Origin of the sequence: Staphylococcus sp. Marseille-Q1834, assembly GCF_916858875.1 — a bacterium.
Classification (GTDB): Bacteria; Bacillota; Bacilli; order Staphylococcales; family Staphylococcaceae; genus Staphylococcus; species Staphylococcus pragensis.
On the sequence record NZ_CAKASN010000002.1, the window covers coordinates 440,002 to 462,771 of the forward strand.

Consider the following 22,770-nt stretch of genomic DNA (forward strand, 5'->3'; position numbering starts at 1 on the left):
ATGCGAGCGGTTGTATGTAGCTATAAAACTACTCAACTACTGCATCTTACCATTCCTATATCTTACTGTCAATCTTGTTTTGAGTTTTTTTGAAAATTTTAATTAAGATTGGATAAAGTATGATGAGTAGTACACTATTAAGTATGATTGTTGGTATTAAACGCAATAATAAGAAGTGTACAATATCAAATTGAACAAATCCAACAATTGAATAAATAAGTGCAATATAACTTTCAAATAATATCAAAGCACATATATTGAATATAAATATCATAGTATAATCGCGATAAAAAACTTTGATAAATTTATCGAAAAGTAACGTTATAGCGATATATCCAAACATATACATTCCATATATACTACCTAAATAAATATCTGTAATAATTCCTAGGAATGCACCTAGCAACAAGGCAACGCCTAAACTACGATAAATAGTTAATAATAGTATAAACATTAAAGTTAAATGTGGCACTAATATAAATTCCATATTACCTATATGCATTGGAATGATGAGACCGATGATAGTATCTAAATAGAAGAGTATCGCGCTAATAATTAAATAATATATAACTCTCATTATTACTCCCTACTTTCTTCAGGGACAGTTTTAGCATCTCTCTTAGCAATATAGACGTGATTAATTTGTGATAAATTGGCTCCTGTTTTAACTCTTACTTCTTGAGCTAAACCATACTCATCATTTTCTACCTTCGTAACTTCACCTATGTATAAATCACTTGGTAATTGATCAGCCAATCCACTAGTAACTACCTTATCACCTTTGGAAATTTTATCTTTATTGTTGATATTACTAATAATAAGTTCTTGGCTTTTTCTATCATAGTGGTCAATCAAACCAAAGACGTTACTTGAGCCATGTTGAATGTTAACTGATAATTTACCTGTTCTCGTATTAGTAGAAATTAAATCTACTTGTGAAGAAAATTGATTAACTTTAGTTACTCTGCCGATTAATCCATCAGCTGTCATTACAGCCATGTTATTTCCTACACCCGCTTTTTTACCCTTATCTATAATCACTGTATTCATCCATTGATCAGGATTACGAGCAATAACGGCTCCTGATATTGCATCATATTTAGAAACGTCACTCATATGTAATTCTTTCTTTAGATATTCATTTTCCGCTTCTAGCTTCTCATTTTTAGCTTCTAATTCTTTAACTTTTTTATTGTCAGTTGTTTTAGATGAGCTGAAAATGTTATTTATTGCTCCAGTCACAAAATTAACGGGATAACTAATAACTCTTTGTCCAAATGAAACAGAATCCCCTACATATTGCTCCGGAGGTGATTGAGTTTGCGATCGAATGGACAAACCAATCAGTGCAATAAAAACTATAATTGCACAAAAAACAACAATCAACTTGTTATTTTTGAAAAACTTTTGCACTCACAACACCTCTACCGATAGTTATTTAAATTGTCCTTTACTATTTTATATTACTCTATAATCTAAATAAAGCACTAAATACTTACCTTTTAAGCTTTATTCATATAAAAAGAAAAAAGAGGCTTGATATCTTATGCTTAAAACACCTTAAAATCAGTGTATTAAGCATTTCAATTTCAAGCCTTAATACTCATTATCTAATGATTATTTTTCTTTGTCGGTATTTTCCTTTTTTTCATCTTCGCTATATAGTGTTTCATCTTTTCTCCACTTAGCGAATAAGTTTTGTGCTTTAGCTTGTTCGTTAGCTTGTTTTTCTTTAGATTGTTCTGCCATAAATCACACCAACCTTTAATTTTTATCTCTAATAGAACTGTAACGTATTTAATTTTGCTTTTCAAATAGTTAAAATATATGCCCTATCAATTAATAAGCAGTCGGTGGCTTAAGCTCAATATTTTGCCCCATGCGATTTAAATCTTGTTCCAATTCAATTTCAGTACTATAGACTCTCATTGAATCGCTACCAAATTTATAAAGAATGAACTTATCTTCTCTTTGCCCTGCAATATAATGATCATTATATCCCATTCTTCCAAGACCTGAGACGGCCATAAATTCATTTTTATCGATTAATTTAAATACATTCCCCATTTGACTAGACGGAATATTTTTTAATAAGTCATTGTCTTCTAAAACATAATGTTTACCATCTGTAGGATATGGATTATTAAATTGATTATAATTCTCACTTATAGGCGCATTATTAGGAGGATGGTTAATAGGATTCCATTCTTGTTCTCTTAGAAAAGGAGCATATTTTAGTGCAATATAGACGACGCAAATAATAGCTATAACTGCAACAATATTTTTTATGAGACTCAGAATAAATCGCATTACTTTCCCTCCTAATTTAATCTTAATCATTATAAATAACTATCATTTCTTATTCATCAGTCTTAGGTACTAGAAGACCTATTACCTAAAGTATGATAGGTTTTTGTGCTAAAATGAATTACAATAATATTATGTTGTAATTGACAAACTTTTTAAGTGAGGAGTGTGACAATGCATATTCTTACAGTTATATTAATTGCATTATTAGTTATTTTATTATTTAAAGTAGGCCTTGCTATTTTAAGATTTATTATCTCAGCCGCTTTAGTTATTTTATGTCTTTATTTAGGTTATCAGGGTATTCTCTGGATTCTTGAAAACTTCCAAACCCTCTCAGCCTATATTCGATAAAATAGAAATGCTAGCTACGTATCTAATGATTGATTTCAGACTACTTAGCTAGCATTAATTTATTTTTTAAAAGTATGAGTTAAATAATTATAAAGTTTATATGTACCCGCTAAAAGTAATCCCCAAATGATTCCAGTAACAACAGCTCCAACTAATAATGTAAAGATATCTACCTTTTGATGACTAATAAATACCCCTAAAATTGAAAATACTACAAAACCTATTATAGATAACCCTACCGTTATTAATACTTCTTTAAATCGAATCGTTTGTTGTTTAACATTTAATCTAATTACATAAATAATGGGCAATAATATACCAATAATTAAAAAGATTGTCATAGTACACCTCTTAACCTTTTATTAAAACCTTATTATACAAAAAGTTACTAAGTCATACTATAAAGAATTTAAAAAAGACTTTACTCAAAATATCCTTCTTCTACCAAGCTAGTAAACTTTTGATCACCAATAATAATATGATCTAATAAATCTATACCGAGAATATGACCACATTCTTTCAATCGAATAGTAGTTGCAATATCTTCTTTAGATGGCGTGACATCACCAGAAGGATGGTTATGTACTACAATAATTGCATTACTTGACGCTCTAATTGCTGCATTAAATACTTCTCTAGGATGTATTACAGATGAATTTAACGTTCCCTTATAAATTACTTCTTCTTTCATAACAACGTTTTTTGAATTTAAAAATAGTGCAACAAAATGTTCCTGTGTTAAATCCTTCATTTTAGCCATCATCATATCAGCAACATCTTTAGGTGATTTAATTTTAACTTTTTCATGTGTACTTCTTGTATTCATTCTTTCCCTAATTCAAATGCTGCTTTTAAGGTAGTTGCTTTATAAGTACCTATCCCTTTTATTCTTACTAAATCATCAATAGATAATTGCTTTAGTTCTTTTAAATTTGGATATTTGTTCATAATATCATTCGCTATATCAATACTAGAGTATCCTTGGCGTCCAGTATTAATTAAAATCGCTAATAATTCGCTATTAGATAAGCTTTTTGCGCCTTGTTGAATCAGTCGTTCTCTAGGTAATTCAGTAGCTGCCATGTCCTTAATTTTCAAAAAAATCAACCTTTCTATAAATAAACTAAAAGATAGGGATAGAAATAATTTGCAAATAGATAACCAATAAAGATAAAAGGAATAAATGGGAGGTTCGAAGATTTCTTAATTAAAATTGTAAAGAATGCGAATGGCATTGCAGTTAATAATGCAAATAAAAGAAAAATACAAAAGAAGTTATAAGGATAAAAGAGAGATAGCATACTTAATAAGAGAATATCACCATAGCCAATTTGATTTGGCATAATCAAAAAACATGTGTGTAATATTAGGGAGAAAATTAGAAAAGTGAAGATATAAACATGCGATATAAATAAAGAAATAATGGCAAATATAATTATAAGATTCATATTAACGGTCTTAGTATCAATATCATAAAGTGCCATTGATAATAGAAATAAAGATGTGGTTAAAAACAATGGGAAATGTATAGAGGAAGGAATATAACATGAAACTGGGATAATTAGAAATGCTAAAAGTTCACCTATAAAATAATTTGTATTAAGCCGATATCCACAACAGTTAGACTGCCCTTTCAAGCAAATAAAACTAATAATAGGTAAGAGTTCAAACCATTTCAAAAGTTGGTGACAGTTATCGCACTTGGAACGCAATTTAAAGTAATTGAAAGAGAGTTTATTAATCGAGCTCAATTGATATAAGTAGCTAAAAAGAACACTACATAAGTAAGAAAGTATATACATGAAACATCTCCTTTCTATTATTGTAGCAAAAATACTGTAAAAGTAAACTGTATAATTTTATTAATATATAGATTTATTATAAAAATTAATATATTTCTTACTTTAAAGTTCTAAATATTAATTTCTGCAGATAAACGCAATTTAAAAAACCACCTAATCAACGTCTATACTTAAAATAGTACGTTATTAAGTGGTTAAATAACTTTATGAAATTTAAAATTGTGTTTTAGCTTTTACTTCACTAATGAAATACAAACTACCAGTAATTAACAATCCTTCACCTTCATATTGATTGATAAATTCAACATAATCGTCGACAAATTGAATATTATCAATATTAATACTTTCGGCAAGTTCATCTTTGCTAAGTGCTTTAGGGAAATCAAATTCAGTGAAGTAAATTGTATTAGCTACTTCCGATAATTTATTCAACATACCTGAAACTGGTTTTCCTTTAATAGCTGAGAATAGAATGTCCATTTTAGTGTCGTAATAATTTTTAATTGTGTCTATTAAAGCTTCTACACTTTCATTATTATGAGCACCATCAATAATAATTAATGGATTTTCTTTCACTTTCTCAATTCGGCCAGTCCACGTTACACTCTCAATAGCATCAATCATTTTATTGAAATCTAATTCAATGACATCTTCTTCGTTAAGTTCGATTAATGCGGTAATAGCTAACGCAGCATTTTCTTTTTGATGTTCACCTAACATATTTAAGATAATCGTTTCTAACTCATAGTCTTTATAACGATAAGTAAACTCATCATCTTGTGATAGCACTACAATTTCACGATCTAATTCCATAGGCTTAGCATCATTACTTTCAGCTAAATCACGAATATATTTAAGTGCTTCTTCATTTTTCACCGCGTAAATCACTGGTGTATTAGGTTTAATAATCACACCTTTGTCTTTAGCGATATCTAAGTAAGTATTACCTAAAATATCCGTATGATCTAATCCAATACTTGTTAAAATTGAAAGAATTGGTTTGAATACATTAGTAGAATCATTTTTAATTCCAAGACCAGCTTCCACTACAACGAAATCGACTGGATGAATTTCTCCAAAGTATAAAAACATCATAGTCGTAATTATTTCAAATTCTGTAGCGCCACCTAGTTCAGTTTCTTGTTCTAATGCCTCACTCACAGGTTTGACACGTTCAACTAATTCAACTATTTCATCATTCGTAATAGGATGACCATTTAAACTTATTCTTTCATTAAATGTTTCAATAAATGGTGAAGTAAATGTTCCTACTTCATAGCCATTTTCAACAAGAGCAGCTCTTAAATAAGCAACTGTAGAGCCTTTGCCATTTGTACCACCAACATGAATGCCTCGAATATTTAATTGAGGGTTGTTCAAACGATCCAGCATCCATTCCATTCTTTTCACACCGGGTTTGATACCAAATTTTGTTCGTTCATGTATCCAATACAAACTATCTAGGTAATTCATTGGCGATTCTCCTATGCTTTTAATTGTTCGATTCTAGTTTTTACACCATCATATTTTTCTTGATAACGTTGTTGTTTTTCTCTTTCTTCGTTAATAACTTTTTCAGGCGCTTTATTAACAAAGTTTTCGTTAGATAATTTTTTATCAACTCTATCTAATTCTTTTTGTAATTTATCTAATTCTTTTTCAAGACGAGCGATTTCTTTATCCATATCGATTAAGCCTTCTAAAGGAAGAACGACTTTCCCTGCTTCTACCACTGCTGTCATAGCTTTTTCTGGAATATCAATATTTGTATCAATGACTAACTCGCTTGGATTACAGAATTTATGAATATAATCTGCATTTTCATTAAGTGTCGCTTTCACGTCTTCATCTTTTGCTTGGATGAAAATTGGTATAGATTTAGAAAGCGGTGTATTAACTTCAACACGAGATTGTCTAACTGATTTAATAATTTCAACAAGTTGTTGCATTGTTTGTTTACTGTCTTCAAAGCTAAATTCTTCTTTAACGGTTGGCCAAGATGCTTTTACAATTGTTTCTCCTTCATGAGGAAGACTTTGCCAAATCTTTTCAGTGACAAATGGCATGAACGGATGTAGCATACGCATAATTTGATCTAATGTGTAACTTAATACAGAACGTGTCGTTTGTTTTTGAGCTTCATCGTCACCATTCATTGGAATTTTACTCATTTCGATGTACCAATCACAGAATTCGTCCCAAATGAAGTTATATAATGCGCGACCTACTTCACCAAATTCATATTTATCACTTAAGTGTGTGACTGTTTCAATTGTTTCATTTAAACGCGTTAAAATCCATTTATCTGCTAGAGATAAATTACCAGATAAATCGATATCCTTGTAGTTAAAGTCATCACCAATATTCATTAAACTGAAACGCGCACCGTTCCAGATTTTATTGATGAAGTTCCACACTGATTCTACTTTTTCAGTAGAATAACGTAAATCATGACCTGGAGATGAACCAGTAGCTAAGAAGTAACGCAAGCTGTCTGCACCATATTCTTCGATAACATCCATTGGGTCAACACCATTACCTAATGATTTACTCATCTTACGGCCATCTTCAGCACGAACTAAACCGTGTAATAATACGTCGTTAAACGGACGACGATCAGTAAATTCTAGACCTTCGAAGATCATTCTTGCAACCCAGAAGAAGATAATGTCATATCCTGTTACGAGCGCATTTGTAGGATAGTAACGTTTAAAGTCTTCTGCTTCTTCATTTGGCCAACCAAGCGTAGAGAATGGCCATAACGCACTTGAGAACCAAGTGTCTAATACATCTTCGTCTTGTTGCCAATTTTCAATATCTTCTGGTGCTTCTTCGCCAACATAAACTTCGCCTGTTTCTTTATGATACCAAGCTGGAATTTGATGGCCCCACCATAATTGACGAGAAATCGTCCAATCTCTAATTTCTTCCATCCAGCGGTTGAATGTATTTTCAAAGCGAGGTGGATAGAAATCAATACGATTATCTGTGTTTTGATTATCTAATGCTCTTTGAGCAAGTGGTTTCATTTTAACGAACCATTGTGTAGATAAATAAGGTTCAACTACAGCGCCCGAACGTTCTGAGTGACCTACTGAATGCATGTGCTCTTCAATTTTAATAACTAAATCTTGTGCTTTTAAATCTTCTACTAATTGTTTACGGCATTCAAAGCGGTCTAAACCTGCATATTTATCAGCTTTATCGTTCATTTTACCGTTTTCATCCATAACGATGATGTTTTCTAAATCATGACGTTGTCCGATTTCAAAGTCATTTGGGTCGTGTGCAGGTGTTACTTTCATAGCACCACTACCAAATTCAATATCAACATATTCATCTGCTAAAATTGGTAATTCACGACCAACAATAGGTAAAATAACTTTTTTACCAATAACATCCTTATAACGTTCATCATTAGGGTTAACAACGATAGCTGTATCTCCTAACATCGTTTCAGGACGTGTTGTAGCAATTTCAATATAACCTTCACCGTCAGCATATGGATATTTAAAATGATAAAAATGACCTTGAACATCTTCATGGATTACTTCAATATCAGATAATGCTGTTCTAGCTGCGGGATCCCAGTTGATTATGCGTTCTCCACGATAAATAATGCCTTTATTGTAAAGGTCAACGAATACTTTCCTAACAGCTTGACTTAAACCATCATCTAAAGTAAAGCGTTCTCTACTATAGTCTAAACCTAAACCTAATTTAGCCCATTGTTGACGAATAAAAGAAGCATATTCTTCTTTCCAAGACCAAGCGTGTTCTAAGAACTTCTCACGGCCAATATCATGGCGAGAAATGCCTTGTTCTTTTAATTTTGCATCTACTTTAGCTTGTGTAGCAATACCCGCATGATCCATACCAGGAAGATATAACGTATCGTAACCTTGCATTCTTTTCATACGTGTAATGATATCTTGTAACGTTGTATCCCATGCATGACCAAGATGTAACTTACCAGTTACATTTGGTGGAGGAATAACAATCGTATAAGTGTCTTTTGATTTATCTTCTGAGGGTTTGAAATACCCATTTTTAACCCATTCTTCGTAACGACCCGCTTCAACTTCGCGCGGATTATACTTAGGTTCCATGTTCATAGAAAAAACCTCCTAATTATAAAAAAACACCCCTCCTAAAAAATAGGACGGATGTTCCGTGGTACCACCTAAATTCAAGCTTAAAATTCTCGATTGAAAACTTTAACCTTGCACTTAATTATGATTAACGCTCAAACACGCTTTTATTTACTACATAAGTTCAATAAAAGTTCAAGTGGGCTACCTTCAGTAAGAATGCTATACATATTTCCACCAACCATATGCTCTCTTTGCTATCATTCAAACTTACTCTTCCCATAAATATATTTAATTACTTATTTATAGTATAATGGAAAGCCTAATAAGTCAATCTCTTGGAGGTATATTTATGAACGAATGTGCGTTCGGTACAAAGGATCCCATTTATCTTGATTATCACGATCACGTATGGGGACAGCCATTATATGATAGTAAAGCGCTATTTAAACTTTTGGCGTTAGAGTCTCAACATGCTGGATTGTCATGGTTGACGATTTTAAAGAAAAAATCTTCCTATGAAGAAGCATTTTATAATTTTGAACCTGAAAAAGTAGCAAGTATGACTCACGAAGATATTGATAAATTAATGGAGTTTCCTAACATAGTTCATAATCGTAAAAAATTAGAAGCTATTGTATCTCAAGCGAAAGGTTATCTTGAAATTGAAAAAGAACATGGTAATTTTAGTGATTACTTATGGTCATGTGTCAATCATCAACCTATTGACTTCCATTATCGACATGCGTCTGAAAGAATTACTGTTGATGAGCGTGCTACACAATTATCTAAAGACCTAAAGAAATATGGATTTAAATTTTTAGGTCCAGTCACCGTATTTTCATTTTTAGAAGCGGCTGGTTTATATGATGCTCACTTGGAAACTTGTCCTTACAAGCCTCAACATAAATAGAAAAATAGCGAACGCTCGTATATACGAGTATTCGCTATTTTTTTATACTTCTTTTCATGAAAAATCCGATAATTGGAGCAACGAGGAATAAGATGAAGAAAATTCTAAATATGTGGAAACTTGAAATCATAGCTACATCGGCCCCTGTGGCTATTGCTACAAGCACAATTTGACTCATTCCACCAGGTGCACCTCCTAAAAACAACTCATTCATTGAACTATGAGTAAATAAATGTACGATAAATACCATTAAGAATGCACTAATGATTAAAAGAACATTTTGATAAATGATCGCTATGGCAAGACGCCCTTTCAAATCTCCTAATAATTTAGCAATTTGTAGTCCAATTCTAATCATATAAATCAATTGTGCTGATGCAAGAATACCATTATCTAAAGTAAATATTGCATGTGTAGATAAATTCCATACTACTAAAACAGCTATCGGTGCCAATAATTGTTTAGTTGGAAAATGAATCTTCGCCATTATAAAGTAAACAATACCGATTGTAATAGCTAAAAATAGAATTTGAGAAATATTTAGAGCTTCAGTTAACGGTGGCGCCTTACTTACAGTTTGATTGCTAGTATCTCCACTACTGAAAAAATATGAGATAAACGGAACTAAGACTACCACAAATATAACTCGAGATGTTTGTGTTAAACTTACTACAAGAATGTTCGCTCTTTTATTCTCTTCTGCCATAATTAGCATTTGACTTAGTGCGCCAGGAATAACACTTAGTATTGCTGTTTCAGTATTGACTTGAGCTATTTTTTTGAAAAAATATGCAATTAATAATGAGAGCAATATGAGTAATATCGTGACAACTACAATCGTTAACCAATCATTTTTAATATCGTTAATCACTTTCTTAGTAAAAGTAGATCCTATTTGAACCCCTAGTAAAATTAAACCAATTTGACTGAGCCAAAATGGCCATTGAACTTTCAACTTAAAGACTTTTACTACTAATATAGCAGCAATAATGGGACCAAACATGAATGGTAAAAGGATATGAGCAAAATGCAAGATTAAGCTCATAACGACAGCAGTAATCAATAAAATTAAATTATTGCGTCTTAATGTCCACATTAACGCTCACTTCTTTCATTAAAATGAGGTTAAGACTAAAGTCTTAACCTCACATTATTTTATATTAAATTATACAATGCGACTTAATGCATTATCAAATGCTTGAATTGTTTTTTCAATATCCTCTTTAGTATGCGCAGTAGATAAGAATGTACCTTCGAATTGTGATGGCGGTAAGAAGATGCCTTCTTTAGCCATTTCACGATACATATTGCTAAAGAGTTCTAAGTCACTCTTATTCGCTTGTTCGAAATTAGTTACTGGACCCTCATTCAAGAAGTAACCAATCATAGAGCCCGCTCTGTTAACTGTAATAGGCACATTATGTTTCGCAAAGACTTCTTTTAAACCTTTTTCTAATATATCACCAAGTTCTTGGAAATAATCGTAAGATTCTGGAGTTAGTTGACTAAGTGTTTCATATCCACTAGTCATAGCTAAAGGATTTCCAGATAATGTACCAGCTTGATAAATGTTTCCTACAGGTGCAATGCTATCCATAATTTCTTTTTTACCACCAAAGGCACCTACTGGTAAGCCACCGCCAATTACTTTTCCTAAGCAAGTAATATCAGGTGTTACACCAAAGTAACCTTGTGCACAATTATAGCCTACGCGGAAACCAGTCATTACTTCATCAAAGATAAGTAATGAACCATATTCAGATGTAATATCTCTAAGTCCTTCTAAGAAACCTTCTAGAGGTGGCACTACGCCCATATTTCCTGCGACAGGTTCTACTATAACGCCTGCAATATCATCGCCATAATTCTCAAATGCAACTTTAATTGCATCTAAATCATTGTAAGGCACAGTTATTGTATTTTTAGCAGTACCTTCTGGCACACCTGGAGAATCCGGTAAACCTAGTGTCGCTACACCAGAACCCGCTTTAATAAGTAATGAGTCACTGTGCCCATGATAGCAACCTTCAAATTTAACGATTTTATTTTTACCTGTGTAACCACGTGCAAGTCTTAAAGCAGCTAATGTTGCTTCAGTTCCTGAAGATACCATACGCACTTTCTCAATAGATGGTACACGGTCAATGACTAATTCTGCTAATCGATTCTCTTCAAGAGTTGAAGCACCGAAACTCGTACCTTTGTCCACCGCTTCATGTAATTTTTCAATTACTTGTTTATTTTTGTGTCCTAAAATTAAAGGACCCCAACTTAATACATAATCAATATATTCATTACCATCGATATCATATATTCTAGAACCTTCAGCATGATCCATAAAAATTGCTGGTGTATCAACAGATTTAAATGCTCTAACTGGGCTATTCACCCCACCAGGCATTAAATTTTCGGCAATTTTCATTGCTTCTTGTGAATTTTCATATCCCATATTTAGTCCTCCTTTTCAAAAATGAATTATTTATCTAAATAACGGCAAATATCTTTCGCAAAATAAGTGATAATCATATCTGCGCCCGCACGTTTCATTGAAACCATTTGTTCCATCACTACGCGTTCTTCATCAATCCAACCATTGAGTGAAGCGGCTTTAGTCATCGCATATTCACCACTAACATTATATGCAACTACTGGAATATTTGTATTATTTTTAACATCTCTAACAATATCTAAGTAACTTAACGCAGGTTTAACAATCATCATATCTGCGCCCTCTTTCAAGTCACTTTCTAATTCTCTTAAAGCTTCTAAGCGGTTGGCAGGATCCATTTGATATGTTTTTCTATCCCCAAATGAAGGAGCAGAATCTGCAGCATCTCTAAATGGTCCAAAGAAACTTGAAGCGTATTTAATACCGTAGCTCATAATAGGAATATTATAATAACCCACTTCATCTAAACCTTGACGAATTTCAGTAACAAATCCATCCATCATGTTACTAGGTGCGATGATGTCTGCACCAGCTTCAACTTGTGAGATAGCTGTTTTCACTAATAATGGTAATGATTTATCATTATCAACATCATGAGTGTGATCATCAATAACGCCACAGTGACCGTGGTCAGTGTATTCGCATAGACATGTATCTGCTACGATGAGTAGGTCTTCGTGTAATGATTTAGCTTTACGAGTTGCTTCTTGAACAATTCCGTTATGATCATAAGCACCTGAGCCAACTTCATCTTTTTCATTCGGTACACCAAAGAACATAATAGCTCTAATACCTAAATCGTAGGCTTCGTTAATTTCTTCATCTAAAAGATTTAGACTAATTTGATATACGCCAGGTAAAGATTTAATTTCACTTTTAACATTATCTTTTTCTACTACAAAGATAGGGTAAATTAAATCTTCTTTTCTTACATGGTTTTCTCTGACTAAACGACGCATTGATTCTGAAGAGCGTAATCTTCTGTGTCTATCAAATTTCATTATTTATTCCTACTTTCTATAATTTTATTAATAAGTGCTTCTGCCGTCTGTTTATCAGCTATATAGGGTTCGATCCCATATTCTCTCAACGTATTTGCAGTTTGTTGACCAATTGCATAATATTGATTGAAATCAGACGGAAGTCCTTCATTAAAATAATAACGCACTGCCGATGAACTTGAAAACGTAAGTGCTTCAATTGCATTATTATTTATCATATTTAAGACGTCATGAATATTATTTTTATGAGGAACAGGCTTGTATAAATCGATTTTCACTACATTATTATTAATAGCTAATTGTTGTTGAAGTTTAGGTCGTGCTTTTGCACTACTTGGTATCAATACTTTTTGCCCTTTTATACTTAAATTATTCAATAATCCTTCTTGTGAATAATCTTCTGGCACAAAGTCTACCTTAATGTTTATATCATGACATAGTTGTGCAGTTTTACTCCCTATTACAGCAATATGTTTAACTTGTAGTGTATCCATATAGGGCTGAAATAATCTAACTGCATTTTTAGACGTAAAAATAAGCCAGTCATAGTTATTCTGCAATAATCGAGTATCAATCTCAAGTGGTTGAATTTGGATAAAGGGCTTATGCACAATTTCCACTAAATCACTTTGTATATTACTCGTTTGCGTCATTACTATAACTGGTTTCATTTGTTTTACCCCTCTAAATTTTGTATTAATGTTTAAATACATTAACTATTAGTGCGGTTGTTCTTCATTTAGCTTTCTAATAATTTCGTAGGCACCTTGTTCAATTAGTACATCACTTACTTTTTTTCCTAATTCTACTGGATCAGTGCCTATTTCAGTATGTTCATATCTCTCAGAGCCGTCAGGTGTCATAATTAACCCTGTGAATTCAATTTCTCCATTTGAATTATTAGTGGCGTAACCACCAATAGGCACTTGGCAGCTTCCATCCATCGCAGCTAAGAATGTACGTTCAGCTGTAACACAATCTGCCACTTGATTATTATGAACTTTCTGAAGTAATTCTAATAACTCCTTATCATCACTGCGACATTCTATACCTAATGCGCCCTGACCGATTGCCGGTAATAAGACATCTTTATCAAGGTAAGTCGTTACAATATCATCAGACCAACCCATACGACGTAAACCTGCTGCAGCAAGAATAATTGCATCATAATCTTCAGTTTCTAACTTATGAAGTCGCGTATCAATATTTCCTCGAATCCATTTTATTTTTAAATTAGGATATTTAGATAGTATTTGTGCACCACGTCTTAATGAACTAGTACCAATAATACTGCCATCAGGTAATTCATTTAAAGGTGTATGGTTTTTAGAAATATACGCATCAAAAGGTACTTCTCTATCTGGGATACAACCTAACGTGAGGCCTTCTGGAATAATACTTGGAACATCTTTTAAGGAATGGATTGCCATATCAATGTCTTTATTAAACAACTCATGTTGAATTTCTTTAACGAAAAGACCTTTGCCTCCAACTTTTGATAATTGTTTATCTACAATTCGATCCCCTTTAGTAACAATTTCTTTTATTTCAATATCTAAAGTTGGATCAACTTCTTTAAGTTTATCAATAAATTGTTGACTTTGCGTTAAAGCAAGTTTGCTTCTTCGCGAACCTACAACTAATTTGCGCATACATGCTGCCTCCTATTGCTTTTCAAATATTAAGTGAAATGAGCTGTAAAAAATAAATTAATCATACATAAGCAAAATAACACAATATTAAAGTAGATTAAATGAATTGATTTGAGCCACTGATTAAGACGAACAATTACAAACATACTATAAAGGATTGTAATTATTGTAGATAAAATCACTTTAGGATCTGTGAAGATACTTTCTCCTACTGCATAAAATCCCCATTGCGCTCCTAATATAATACTAAAAATTAAAATAATTAAGCCACTCAATGACGAATAAAATACAATAGTTTCTAAAGTAGCTACACTTCCAATTCTAAAGTACTTCTGGTCAAATTTTTTCTCTCTTAAATTGCGATATTGAATGATGTATAACAATGCATTAACAAAAGCTAATGCAAAAAAAGCATAACTTAGGACAGCTAAACCTATATGAATTAAGAGTAACTCATTGATAATTGTAACTCTTTGTCCATTCGTAGAATAATGTTCTGGTTGGAAAGTATTCATCATTAATAAAATAAAACCTATGACATTTAAAAAGAATACGGAAAAGCTTAATGCTTTCACAACATTTAATATTAACGAAATAGATATAATAATCCATGACAAAGAGAAAAATACATCAAAAAGAGAGTTGAGTGGTATCTGACTATGCGATGTCATATATATAGACAAAGAGATTGTTTGTAATATCCAAACAATCCCTAGTGTGTATATACCTAACTCTCTGATTTTATAGCTTTTTCTAACGAAATCTATAAAATAACAAAGAATACTTATCAAATATATGACTAATATAATTTCATGAAATCTAATAAACAGGGTTTCTTGCATATTATCACCATATAAATATGCTTATTCAAAACTTAAGATATGTCTTACTGAAAGCTCCTTTTCCCTTTCTGCTTTACGAGCCTTAACTTGTTCGTAAGGATTTTCAGCTTCAATATCAAAAATACTTTGAAATAGCTCTAATTTTTCATTGCTTTTTTTATCATTACTTAATTCTTTAGCCTGTTTAATTGGATCTTTAAGCATTTGATTAATAATACTTTTAGTATGCTTAGAAATAACCGTACGCTCTCTATCTGACAAATCAGGAAGCTTTCTATCAATACTTTCCATTGTTTCCGCTTGTATTGCCATAGCTTTTTCACGTAATGCTCGAATAACTGGAACTACGCCTAACATGTTAACCCAGTCATTATGACTTTGAATTTCATTAGGTATTTGATCTGCAATCATTTCTGCAGCCATTTGACGCTCTCGTAAATTGGCATCAACTAATCCTTTCAAATCGTCTACATCATAACTAAATACATTATCATTTAAGTTAATACCTGGCTCAATATCTCTAGGGACAGCAATATCAATTAACAATAATGATTTAGCTTTTCTAAGCGCTATCGCTTCTTTCATCATGTTTTTTGTAATAATAAATTCTGGTGAACTAGTTGAACTAATCACAATATCAGCAGAAGCCAATAAGGTAGGTAAAGAATTAAGTGAATCATATTTAACATTATGTTTCTGTGCTAACATTTTTGCATTTTCTTCAGTTCTATTAACGACAGTAATATTTGTAATACCTGAACCTAATAAGTTAAGAAGTGATAACTCACTCATTTCCCCTGCACCGATAATGACAGCTTGTTTACTTTTAAGTTTACCGAATACCTTTTTAGCTAATTCAACAGCTGCATAAGAAACACTCACCGCATTATCTGCAATGTCAGTTTCACTATGCGCCTTTTTAGCGAAAGTAATTGCTTGTTTAAATAAATGATTAAAAATTGTTCCAGTTGTATTTGTTTCTTGAGCTAAAAAGAAGGCATCTCTCATTTGTCCAAGAATTTGAGTTTCACCTAATACAATTGAATCTAAGCCAGAAGTGACACGCAATAAATGTTCTACTGCTTCGTCCCCCACTTTTACTTCTGACATTGCTTTTATATCATCTACTTCAAATCCAAATGAACGTGCTAAAAATCTTTGAATATAATAACGTCCTGTATGAATTTGGTCTACTACAGCATATACTTCTGTACGATTACATGTAGATAAAATAACGTTCTCTAAAATAGATTTAGTTTCGAATAAATCTTCATGGGCTAATCGTAAGGCATCATTTCTAAAAGCAACTTGCTCTCTAAGTCCTACATCGGCAGTACGATGATTTATACTTAAAGCAATAAAATGCATTTATAACGCCCTCCATATACTAACAATAATGTTAGTATAACATATATACCTTTGATTTTAAGTCGATTGCTCAAATAAATTAGAAAGATTCTAATCTAACGTCAATTTTTTGTCATTAATTGTCATACTTTCATCACACTAGACTATTTTACTTTAGTAGTGATTATAATCATTATAAATAAGAAGAAATTAAATCCCAAATTTGTTGTTGTTTTGTATTTTGAATCGAAGAATAACTAATAATGGTATCTTCAGGATCTAAATCTAATTTTTCTTTTATATTTTTAATATGCTTTTGTACTTTACCTTTTGCAATTTTATCTTCTTTCGTACAAATTACTAATGTAGGAATATCAAAATGCTTTAAATAATCATACATTAATACGTCGTCTTCTGTAGGATTATGGCGTAAGTCTACAAGCTGTATAACTAATTTCAAACTTTCTCTTTTAGTTAAATATTCTTCAATCATCTTTCCAAACTTTTCACGCTGTGACTTACTTACTTTTGCATAACCGTAACCAGGAACATCTACGAAGATTAATTGATCATCAATATTAAAAAAGTTTAAAGTCTGAGTCTTACCTGGCTGTTGTGATGTACGAGCCATATTTTTTCTAGCAATCATACTATTAATAAATGAAGATTTACCTACATTTGAACGACCACTTAATGCTACTTCAGCTAGACCAGTTTCTGGATATTGTGCCTCTTGAACTGCACTGATAATTAAATCTATATTATTAGGATTAATATTCATATGATATCCTCTCTCTTTAAAGTTTATTATAACTGTTTTATTATAATATATTTTAACGTAAACCTAAAAGACTATGTAACTACTCACAAATTCTCTTTTAATGTGAAAAAGAAAAACCCAAATCTCAAAGAGCGATTTGGGTTTGAAATATAATTAATTATGTTAAGCAGATGTTTTACTATCGTTTAATAAATTACCCTCTGAATCATATAATTCAGGTTCGATTTCATCTTGAATAGTTTCAGCAGTAATCACTACTTTAGCTACATCATCTGATGAAGGCACATCATACATAATGTCGATTAATGCTTCTTCAATAATTGAACGTAAACCACGTGCACCAGTTTTGCGTTCAATTGCTTTTTCACTCACAGCTGCTAAAGCTTCTTCAGTGAATTCTAACTCCACATTATCTAATTCAAGCATTTTAGTGTATTGCTTAACTAATGCATTTTTCGGTTGAGTTAATATATTTTTTAATGCTTCTACATCAAGAGTTTCTAAATTAGCAACAATTGGAACACGACCAATAAATTCAGGGATTAAACCATAAGATTGTAAATCCTCTGGACGGATTTGTTCAAGTAAAGCTTCTTCATCATATTTATCAGCTTCATTACTAGCAAATCCAATAATTTTTTCACCTAAGCGACGTTTGATTACTTCATCAATACCATCAAATGCGCCACCTAAGATAAATAAGATATTTGTTGTATCAATTTGGATAAGTTCTTGGTTAGGGTGTTTACGTCCACCTTGAGGAGGCACACTAGCAGTTGTACCTTCTAAAATTTTAAGTAAAGCTTGTTGTACACCTTCACCTGAAACATCACGTGTAATTGATGTGTTTTCAGATTTTCGTGCAATTTTATCAATTTCATCGACATAGATAATACCTTTTTCAGCTTTATCAATATCGAAATCAGCAGCTTGGATTAAACGTAATAAGATATTTTCAACATCGTCACCTACGTAACCAGCCTCTGTAAGACTTGTAGCATCTGCAATTGCGAATGGTACATTAAGTGTTTTAGCAAGTGTTTGCGCTAATAATGTTTTACCACTACCTGTAGGGCCGATTAAAGCGATATTACTTTTTTGTAATTCAACATCATCTTCATTTGGTCCTAATTGTTGAATACGTTTGTAATGATTATATACTGCTACAGCTAAAGACTTTTTGGCTTTTTCTTGACCAATAACATATTCGTTAAGGTGATCCATAATTTCTTTAGGTGTAGGTAATTCAGTAAACTCTTCAGAATTAGATTGTGCTAATTCTTCCTCTACTATTTCAGAGCATAATTCAATACATTCATTACAGATATAAACACCACTACCTGCAACTAATTTTTTAACTTGATCTTGGTCCTTACCGCAAAAAGAACATTTTAAATTTTCTTCATCTTCATTGAATTTAAACATTCATTTACACCTCTATTCTTAAACGACTATACTAGATAGCATTCTACAATGCAAATTTATAGTAAACAACTATAATGCTTAAAATATAGAGTAGCAGATACATTTATTGATGCACCTGCTACTTAAATTTTAATATATTAATTTTGAAAATTAATTATTTATCTTCTTTAGTTGTTTCAACGTATTTAGCATTGTCTCTTAATAAGTCGATAACTTTTTGAATACGTACGTCATTTTTAATGATGTCTGTATTACCTAAAGTATTTTTGATATCTTCAACTGAAATGTTAAATTGTTGACTCATTTTTTCTAACTCTTTATCGATGTCTTCATCAGTAGCTTCGATGTTTTCTTTATCAGCAATTGCAGATAAAGTTAAGTTAGTTTTAATACGTTGCTCAGCATCTTCTTTCATTTGTTCTCTTAATTGAGATTCATCTTGACCTGAGATTTGGAAGTAAGTTTGTAAATCTAAACCTTGTTGTTGAATTCTTTGACCAAATTCTTGAACCATACGGTCTAATTCAGTATCAATCATAGCTTGTGGAATGTCGATTGTTGTATTTTCAGTTGCTTTATTAATAGCTTCTTCTTTTTCAACGTTTTCAGCTTCTGTAGCTTTTTGTTCAGATAAACGTTTACGTAAGTTTTCTTTATATTCGTCAACTGAGTTAGCTTCTGAATCTAATTCATTAGCAACTTCGTCGTCTAATTCTGGAACATCTTTATATTTAATTTCGTTTACTTTAGTTTTGAAAGTAGCTTCTTTACCAGCTAATTCTTCAGCATGATATTCTTCTGGGAAAGTAACAACTACGTCTTTTTCTTCGCCAGTTTTTAATCCTACTAATTGATCTTCAAATCCAGGAATGAATGCACCTGAACCGATTTCTAAGTCGTAACCATCAGCTTGGCCACCTTCAAATTGTTCACCGTCAACATAACCGTCGAAGTCAATGTTAACTGTATCGCCGTTTTCAACAGCGCCGTCTTCTTTAACTACCATATCAGCTAAGTGACTTAAACTGTGATCAATGGCTTCTTGTAAGTCTTCATCTGTTAATTCAGAATCTTGTTTTTCAATTTCTAAACCTTTGTAATCACCTAATTGAACTTCAGGTTCAACTGTTACAGTAGCTTCGAATTCGAAGTCTTTACCTTTTTCAATTTGAGTAACATTGATTTCTGGTTGTGCTACTGGATTAATTCCAGTTTCATCGATAGCTTCACCATAAGCTTCTGGTAAAAGAATATCTACTGCATCTTGATATAATGCTTCAACGCCGAAACGTTGTTCAAAAATTGGACGAGGCACTTTACCTTTACGGAAACCAGGCACGTTAATTTGTTTAACTACTTTTTTAAATGCTTGATCTAATGCTTTGTCTACTTTTTCTGCTGGAACTGTAACTTTTAATAATCCTTCGTTACCTTCCTTTTTTTCCCAAGTTGCTGTCATGTATAATACCTCCATGATTACATTTTTTATTTTTTCAACTTCCCTATTATATCATACGTCTAATATGGAAACAAACATTGTTTTATAGGGCTTTTCTCACTCTTATTTAAGAAAATCAATAACCTTACTTTAACGAATATTGAATATAATATAAACTAATTTGCTCAATTTTGACCATCTAAAATATAAATAAGTTGTAATACTTCTGAATTAGCTTCATTTGTTTCCAAGCCAATCATTGTTTTAAAATAATCTTCATATGTTTTTACCCAATCTAGTTCACTATATAACTCAAATATATTTAATGGATAAAGCAATATGGAATGATTATTCATAATATGATGTGCTTCTTTAGATATATTAAGCGCGCCTTCACTAAGTAGTTCAGTCACTTTAGGTATCACATTATTCTTCATTTCAGTATGTTCAAGACCTTTCAATTTTGAAGGTTTGATACTAATTGAGTATCCATATTTATCTATCGTAATTGATTCTTCATATTCTGCAAATCGTAAATACTCAAGCATTATACTTTTCAAATTATTAGCTTTTACCTCATTTGTAAGTAAAAATGCTACCGTTTCTTTAAATTCGTAGTGTCCGTTATCAATTAATTTCATTATCAATTTAATTTGTTCATTTAAATTTAAAGTATTGAATTGGGATAATAACTGACTAGTTAAATGTTTATCTTCATTTAATTGAGACTGTGCATATTCTTTTATAGGAAATAAAGCCATTCTTGTTTTATGATCTTTTACTTCATCAATTATTTGAGTGATGACTTCAATAGCTTCATAGTACTGACCTAGACCATTTAAAGCTTTGATATAATAAATCATTAGTTCATCATAATAAGGTAAGCCTTTTTTCAAAAGAACAATGGCTTCTTCGCGCAATTCTAAAAATGACTTAAGCTGATACAACATATCACATTTAATTAAAGCTAGTTTGTCATCTAATTCGTATTGTGCTTCGTAATCTTCAAACAACTGATATAACTTATCATAATTTTGTCGATTATCCATTTCGATAATATCGTTATAAAGTTTATTTTGCGCTTTAGGAAAAGGGATGATATCTGACACTATTTTGCCCCCTTTTTTATAAATCTTTTAAAATTAACGCACTCCATGTTTCGAAGTTATCATAGTCTTCAATTTTTTCTTGTTCAACCCACTCAATTTTTAAAGTATCAGTTTCTTTAACTTCAATATCTTGGGAATTGACTTTAATTTTAAACACAACTCCGATGTGAACTTTGCCAACCTCATTAGTATCATCATTAATAAAACCGATATAATCCATATTTTGTGAATTTTGTTCTGATAAACCAACCTCTTCTTCTAGTTCACGTTGCGCATTAACACGTAGAATTTCATTAATAGATTGTGCGCCTACTACATCATTCATATGGCCACCTACACCTATTGAAGATTGTCCATGTAAACGTTCTTCTCCTCCACCACTTAAACGTTTATAAACTAGTAATTCATTATTTTCATTTTCAAGTAAGCAATACGAAATTAATTGTTTATATGAAGGATCTTCTTCCATATCTCCACGACGTTTTACTTCGTAGTGTGGTAAAGCATTAAAAATACTATCTCCTTGAGGATCATTTTTAGACAAAAATCCATTAAATGCATTTTTTTCATCTTCAAAAATTGTTTTTCTAGGAACTACTATAATTTGTTCATCGTATTTAGACATACTATTCTCCTTATTTAATGTATTCTTTTTATGTATTTTATCAAACTCCTCTATCGAACAACAATTAAAGCAATTACTATTTCTTAGTTCGAAGCGCTTTAATTTATTAAGAACTGGTTTGTTTGTTATAACTAGTCGATTAAATATGTTATAAAAAAATGTCGACAAAGTATAAACACCTTTGTCGACAATATGTGAAGACTTGATAAAATCTTCTATCTTATATTATTTTAAAGCTTCTTTAGCTTTTGATACTAATTCAGCGAATGCTTTATCGTCTGAAATAGCTACTTCAGAAAGCATTTTACGGTTGATGTTGATGTCAGCTTTTTTCAAACCGTTCATTAATCTTGAATAGCTGATATCGTGTTTACGTGCAGCTGCATTGATACGTGTAATCCATAATTTACGGAAGTCACGTTTACGTTGACGACGGTCACGGAATGCATATTGACCTGATTTCATAACTTGTTGTTTTGCTACTTTATATAGTGTGTGTTTTGAACCGAAGTAACCTTTAGCTAATTTAATAGTTTTTTTACGACGGGCTCTTGTTACTGTTCCACCTTTAACTCGTGGCATATTAAATTCCTCCTTAGATATAACTGTTTATTATCGTTCTTATTTAACGTCT

23 protein-coding genes, 1 pseudogene and 2 other annotated features (1 of these 26 only partly in view) are annotated in these 22,770 nt (G+C 31.7%); of the genes and pseudogenes, 2 read left to right on the forward strand and 22 right to left on the reverse strand.

Annotated elements, in window-relative coordinates; all coding sequences use genetic code 11:
* Positions 1–22: a sequence feature (ribosomal protein L21 leader region), on the reverse strand (it extends 57 nt beyond the left edge of the window).
* Positions 23–55: 33 nt separating this feature from the next.
* The 4 genes from mreD to LIX58_RS11320 all read right to left on the reverse strand — a co-directional run bounded on the left by mreD (position 56) and on the right by LIX58_RS11320 (position 2,310).
* Entirely contained in the window at positions 56–577 is a 522-nt protein-coding gene (gene mreD / locus LIX58_RS11310) for a rod shape-determining protein MreD (RefSeq protein WP_154837501.1), read from the reverse strand.
* Between the two features lie 2 nt (positions 578–579).
* On the reverse strand, positions 580–1,413 hold the full coding sequence (gene mreC, locus LIX58_RS11315) for a rod shape-determining protein MreC (protein ID WP_126567049.1): 834 nt from the start codon (positions 1,411–1,413) through the stop codon (positions 580–582).
* Between the two features lie 204 nt (positions 1,414–1,617).
* Positions 1,618–1,749: a hypothetical protein gene (locus LIX58_RS12575; protein WP_126567050.1), complete on the reverse strand. Its 132-nt coding sequence runs from the start codon at positions 1,747–1,749 to the stop codon at positions 1,618–1,620.
* Positions 1,750–1,839: 90 nt separating this feature from the next.
* Positions 1,840–2,310 carry a DUF4930 family protein gene (locus tag LIX58_RS11320; protein WP_154837499.1) on the reverse strand — a complete coding sequence of 157 codons (471 nt, stop codon included), beginning with the start codon at positions 2,308–2,310 and terminating at the stop codon, positions 1,840–1,842.
* 171 nt (positions 2,311–2,481) lie between these two features.
* On the opposite strand from LIX58_RS11320, the gene LIX58_RS11325 reads away from it, so the two are divergent.
* Positions 2,482–2,661 (forward strand): hypothetical protein, encoded by a 180-nt coding sequence (locus LIX58_RS11325; RefSeq protein ID WP_126567052.1) that lies wholly within the window; start codon positions 2,482–2,484, stop codon positions 2,659–2,661.
* Positions 2,662–2,720: 59 nt separating this feature from the next.
* Here LIX58_RS11325 and LIX58_RS11330 read toward each other — a convergent pair whose 3' ends face one another.
* The 5 genes and pseudogenes from LIX58_RS11330 to LIX58_RS11350 form a co-directional block, all read right to left on the reverse strand.
* Entirely contained in the window at positions 2,721–3,002 is a 282-nt protein-coding gene (locus LIX58_RS11330) for a hypothetical protein (RefSeq protein ID WP_154837497.1), read from the reverse strand.
* 80 nt (positions 3,003–3,082) lie between these two features.
* Positions 3,083–3,759: pseudogene (gene radC / locus LIX58_RS11335) on the reverse strand (RadC family protein).
* A gap of 14 nt (positions 3,760–3,773) precedes the next feature.
* Positions 3,774–4,463: an A24 family peptidase gene (locus LIX58_RS12695; RefSeq protein WP_226386333.1), complete on the reverse strand. Its 690-nt coding sequence runs from the start codon at positions 4,461–4,463 to the stop codon at positions 3,774–3,776.
* A 213-nt stretch (positions 4,464–4,676) separates the two neighbouring features.
* Positions 4,677–5,936, reverse strand: coding sequence for a bifunctional folylpolyglutamate synthase/dihydrofolate synthase (locus LIX58_RS11345; protein ID WP_154837494.1), 1,260 nt, complete (start codon positions 5,934–5,936; stop codon positions 4,677–4,679).
* An 11-nt stretch (positions 5,937–5,947) separates the two neighbouring features.
* Positions 5,948–8,578: a valine--tRNA ligase gene (locus LIX58_RS11350; RefSeq protein ID WP_154837492.1), complete on the reverse strand. Its 2,631-nt coding sequence runs from the start codon at positions 8,576–8,578 to the stop codon at positions 5,948–5,950.
* Positions 8,579–8,618: 40 nt separating this feature from the next.
* Positions 8,619–8,850, reverse strand: a binding site (T-box leader).
* 56 nt (positions 8,851–8,906) lie between these two features.
* On the opposite strand from LIX58_RS11350, the gene LIX58_RS11355 reads away from it, so the two are divergent.
* Positions 8,907–9,467, forward strand: a complete 561-nt coding sequence (locus LIX58_RS11355; RefSeq protein ID WP_154837490.1) for a DNA-3-methyladenine glycosylase I — start codon at positions 8,907–8,909, stop codon at positions 9,465–9,467.
* 34 nt (positions 9,468–9,501) lie between these two features.
* Here LIX58_RS11355 and LIX58_RS11360 read toward each other — a convergent pair whose 3' ends face one another.
* The 13 genes from LIX58_RS11360 to rplT all read right to left on the reverse strand — a co-directional run bounded on the left by LIX58_RS11360 (position 9,502) and on the right by rplT (position 22,718).
* Positions 9,502–10,563 carry an AbrB family transcriptional regulator gene (locus tag LIX58_RS11360; protein ID WP_154837488.1) on the reverse strand — a complete coding sequence of 354 codons (1,062 nt, stop codon included), beginning with the start codon at positions 10,561–10,563 and terminating at the stop codon, positions 9,502–9,504.
* Positions 10,564–10,632: 69 nt separating this feature from the next.
* The gene (gene hemL / locus LIX58_RS11365) at positions 10,633–11,916 is read right to left on the reverse strand and encodes a glutamate-1-semialdehyde 2,1-aminomutase (RefSeq protein WP_154837486.1); all 1,284 of its coding nucleotides are present in this window, start codon (positions 11,914–11,916) and stop codon (positions 10,633–10,635) included.
* Positions 11,917–11,942: 26 nt separating this feature from the next.
* The gene (hemB, locus tag LIX58_RS11370) at positions 11,943–12,917 is read right to left on the reverse strand and encodes a porphobilinogen synthase (protein ID WP_154837484.1); all 975 of its coding nucleotides are present in this window, start codon (positions 12,915–12,917) and stop codon (positions 11,943–11,945) included.
* Positions 12,917–13,588, reverse strand: coding sequence for a uroporphyrinogen-III synthase (locus LIX58_RS11375; RefSeq protein WP_154837482.1), 672 nt, complete (start codon positions 13,586–13,588; stop codon positions 12,917–12,919). The genes hemB and LIX58_RS11375 overlap by 1 nt, the downstream gene beginning before the upstream one ends.
* Before the next feature lie 48 nt (positions 13,589–13,636).
* Positions 13,637–14,569, reverse strand: coding sequence for a hydroxymethylbilane synthase (gene hemC / locus LIX58_RS11380; RefSeq protein WP_154837480.1), 933 nt, complete (start codon positions 14,567–14,569; stop codon positions 13,637–13,639).
* Positions 14,570–14,598: 29 nt separating this feature from the next.
* Positions 14,599–15,411 (reverse strand): cytochrome c biogenesis protein, encoded by an 813-nt coding sequence (gene ccsA / locus LIX58_RS11385; protein ID WP_126567064.1) that lies wholly within the window; start codon positions 15,409–15,411, stop codon positions 14,599–14,601.
* A gap of 21 nt (positions 15,412–15,432) precedes the next feature.
* Entirely contained in the window at positions 15,433–16,779 is a 1,347-nt protein-coding gene (gene hemA / locus LIX58_RS11390) for a glutamyl-tRNA reductase (protein ID WP_154837478.1), read from the reverse strand.
* Between the two features lie 172 nt (positions 16,780–16,951).
* Positions 16,952–17,539: a ribosome biogenesis GTP-binding protein YihA/YsxC gene (yihA, locus tag LIX58_RS11395; RefSeq protein ID WP_154837476.1), complete on the reverse strand. Its 588-nt coding sequence runs from the start codon at positions 17,537–17,539 to the stop codon at positions 16,952–16,954.
* 162 nt (positions 17,540–17,701) lie between these two features.
* Positions 17,702–18,964 carry an ATP-dependent Clp protease ATP-binding subunit ClpX gene (clpX, locus tag LIX58_RS11400; protein ID WP_126567067.1) on the reverse strand — a complete coding sequence of 421 codons (1,263 nt, stop codon included), beginning with the start codon at positions 18,962–18,964 and terminating at the stop codon, positions 17,702–17,704.
* 154 nt (positions 18,965–19,118) lie between these two features.
* Complete coding sequence (tig, locus tag LIX58_RS11405) at positions 19,119–20,423, reverse strand: trigger factor (protein ID WP_154837474.1); 1,305 nt, start codon at positions 20,421–20,423, stop codon at positions 19,119–19,121.
* 164 nt (positions 20,424–20,587) lie between these two features.
* Positions 20,588–21,511, reverse strand: a complete 924-nt coding sequence (locus tag LIX58_RS11410; protein ID WP_154837472.1) for a hypothetical protein — start codon at positions 21,509–21,511, stop codon at positions 20,588–20,590.
* Between the two features lie 16 nt (positions 21,512–21,527).
* Positions 21,528–22,136: an NUDIX domain-containing protein gene (locus LIX58_RS11415; protein ID WP_154837470.1), complete on the reverse strand. Its 609-nt coding sequence runs from the start codon at positions 22,134–22,136 to the stop codon at positions 21,528–21,530.
* Positions 22,137–22,361: 225 nt separating this feature from the next.
* Entirely contained in the window at positions 22,362–22,718 is a 357-nt protein-coding gene (rplT, locus tag LIX58_RS11420; RefSeq protein WP_103298707.1) for a 50S ribosomal protein L20, read from the reverse strand.
* Positions 22,719–22,770 lie beyond the last annotated feature (52 nt).

Excerpts from the sequence above, each read along its gene's own strand:
- LIX58_RS11320 (WP_154837499.1), bottom strand. The coding sequence starts at position 2,310 with ATGCGATTTATTCTGAGTCTCATAAAAAATATTGTTGCAGTTATAGCT.
- LIX58_RS11345 (WP_154837494.1), bottom strand. The coding sequence starts at position 5,936 with ATGAATTACCTAGATAGTTTGTATTGGATACATGAACGAACAAAATTT.
- LIX58_RS11415 (WP_154837470.1), bottom strand. The coding sequence starts at position 22,136 with ATGTCTAAATACGATGAACAAATTATAGTAGTTCCTAGAAAAACAATT.
- ccsA (WP_126567064.1), bottom strand. The coding sequence starts at position 15,411 with ATGCAAGAAACCCTGTTTATTAGATTTCATGAAATTATATTAGTCATA.
- hemC (WP_154837480.1), bottom strand. The coding sequence starts at position 14,569 with ATGCGCAAATTAGTTGTAGGTTCGCGAAGAAGCAAACTTGCTTTAACG.
- clpX (WP_126567067.1), bottom strand. The coding sequence starts at position 18,964 with ATGTTTAAATTCAATGAAGATGAAGAAAATTTAAAATGTTCTTTTTGC.
- rplT (WP_103298707.1), bottom strand. The coding sequence starts at position 22,718 with ATGCCACGAGTTAAAGGTGGAACAGTAACAAGAGCCCGTCGTAAAAAA.
- hemL (WP_154837486.1), bottom strand. The coding sequence starts at position 11,916 with ATGGGATATGAAAATTCACAAGAAGCAATGAAAATTGCCGAAAATTTA.
- hemB (WP_154837484.1), bottom strand. The coding sequence starts at position 12,917 with ATGAAATTTGATAGACACAGAAGATTACGCTCTTCAGAATCAATGCGT.
- hemA (WP_154837478.1), bottom strand. The coding sequence starts at position 16,779 with ATGCATTTTATTGCTTTAAGTATAAATCATCGTACTGCCGATGTAGGA.
- LIX58_RS12695 (WP_226386333.1), bottom strand. The coding sequence starts at position 4,463 with ATGTATATACTTTCTTACTTATGTAGTGTTCTTTTTAGCTACTTATAT.
- LIX58_RS11375 (WP_154837482.1), bottom strand. The coding sequence starts at position 13,588 with ATGAAACCAGTTATAGTAATGACGCAAACGAGTAATATACAAAGTGAT.
- LIX58_RS11330 (WP_154837497.1), bottom strand. The coding sequence starts at position 3,002 with ATGACAATCTTTTTAATTATTGGTATATTATTGCCCATTATTTATGTA.
- LIX58_RS11355 (WP_154837490.1), top strand. The coding sequence starts at position 8,907 with ATGAACGAATGTGCGTTCGGTACAAAGGATCCCATTTATCTTGATTAT.
- LIX58_RS11350 (WP_154837492.1), bottom strand. The coding sequence starts at position 8,578 with ATGAACATGGAACCTAAGTATAATCCGCGCGAAGTTGAAGCGGGTCGT.
- mreD (WP_154837501.1), bottom strand. The coding sequence starts at position 577 with ATGAGAGTTATATATTATTTAATTATTAGCGCGATACTCTTCTATTTA.
- LIX58_RS11360 (WP_154837488.1), bottom strand. The coding sequence starts at position 10,563 with ATGTGGACATTAAGACGCAATAATTTAATTTTATTGATTACTGCTGTC.
- LIX58_RS11325 (WP_126567052.1), top strand. The coding sequence starts at position 2,482 with ATGCATATTCTTACAGTTATATTAATTGCATTATTAGTTATTTTATTA.
- tig (WP_154837474.1), bottom strand. The coding sequence starts at position 20,423 with ATGACAGCAACTTGGGAAAAAAAGGAAGGTAACGAAGGATTATTAAAA.
- yihA (WP_154837476.1), bottom strand. The coding sequence starts at position 17,539 with ATGAATATTAATCCTAATAATATAGATTTAATTATCAGTGCAGTTCAA.
- LIX58_RS12575 (WP_126567050.1), bottom strand. The coding sequence starts at position 1,749 with ATGGCAGAACAATCTAAAGAAAAACAAGCTAACGAACAAGCTAAAGCA.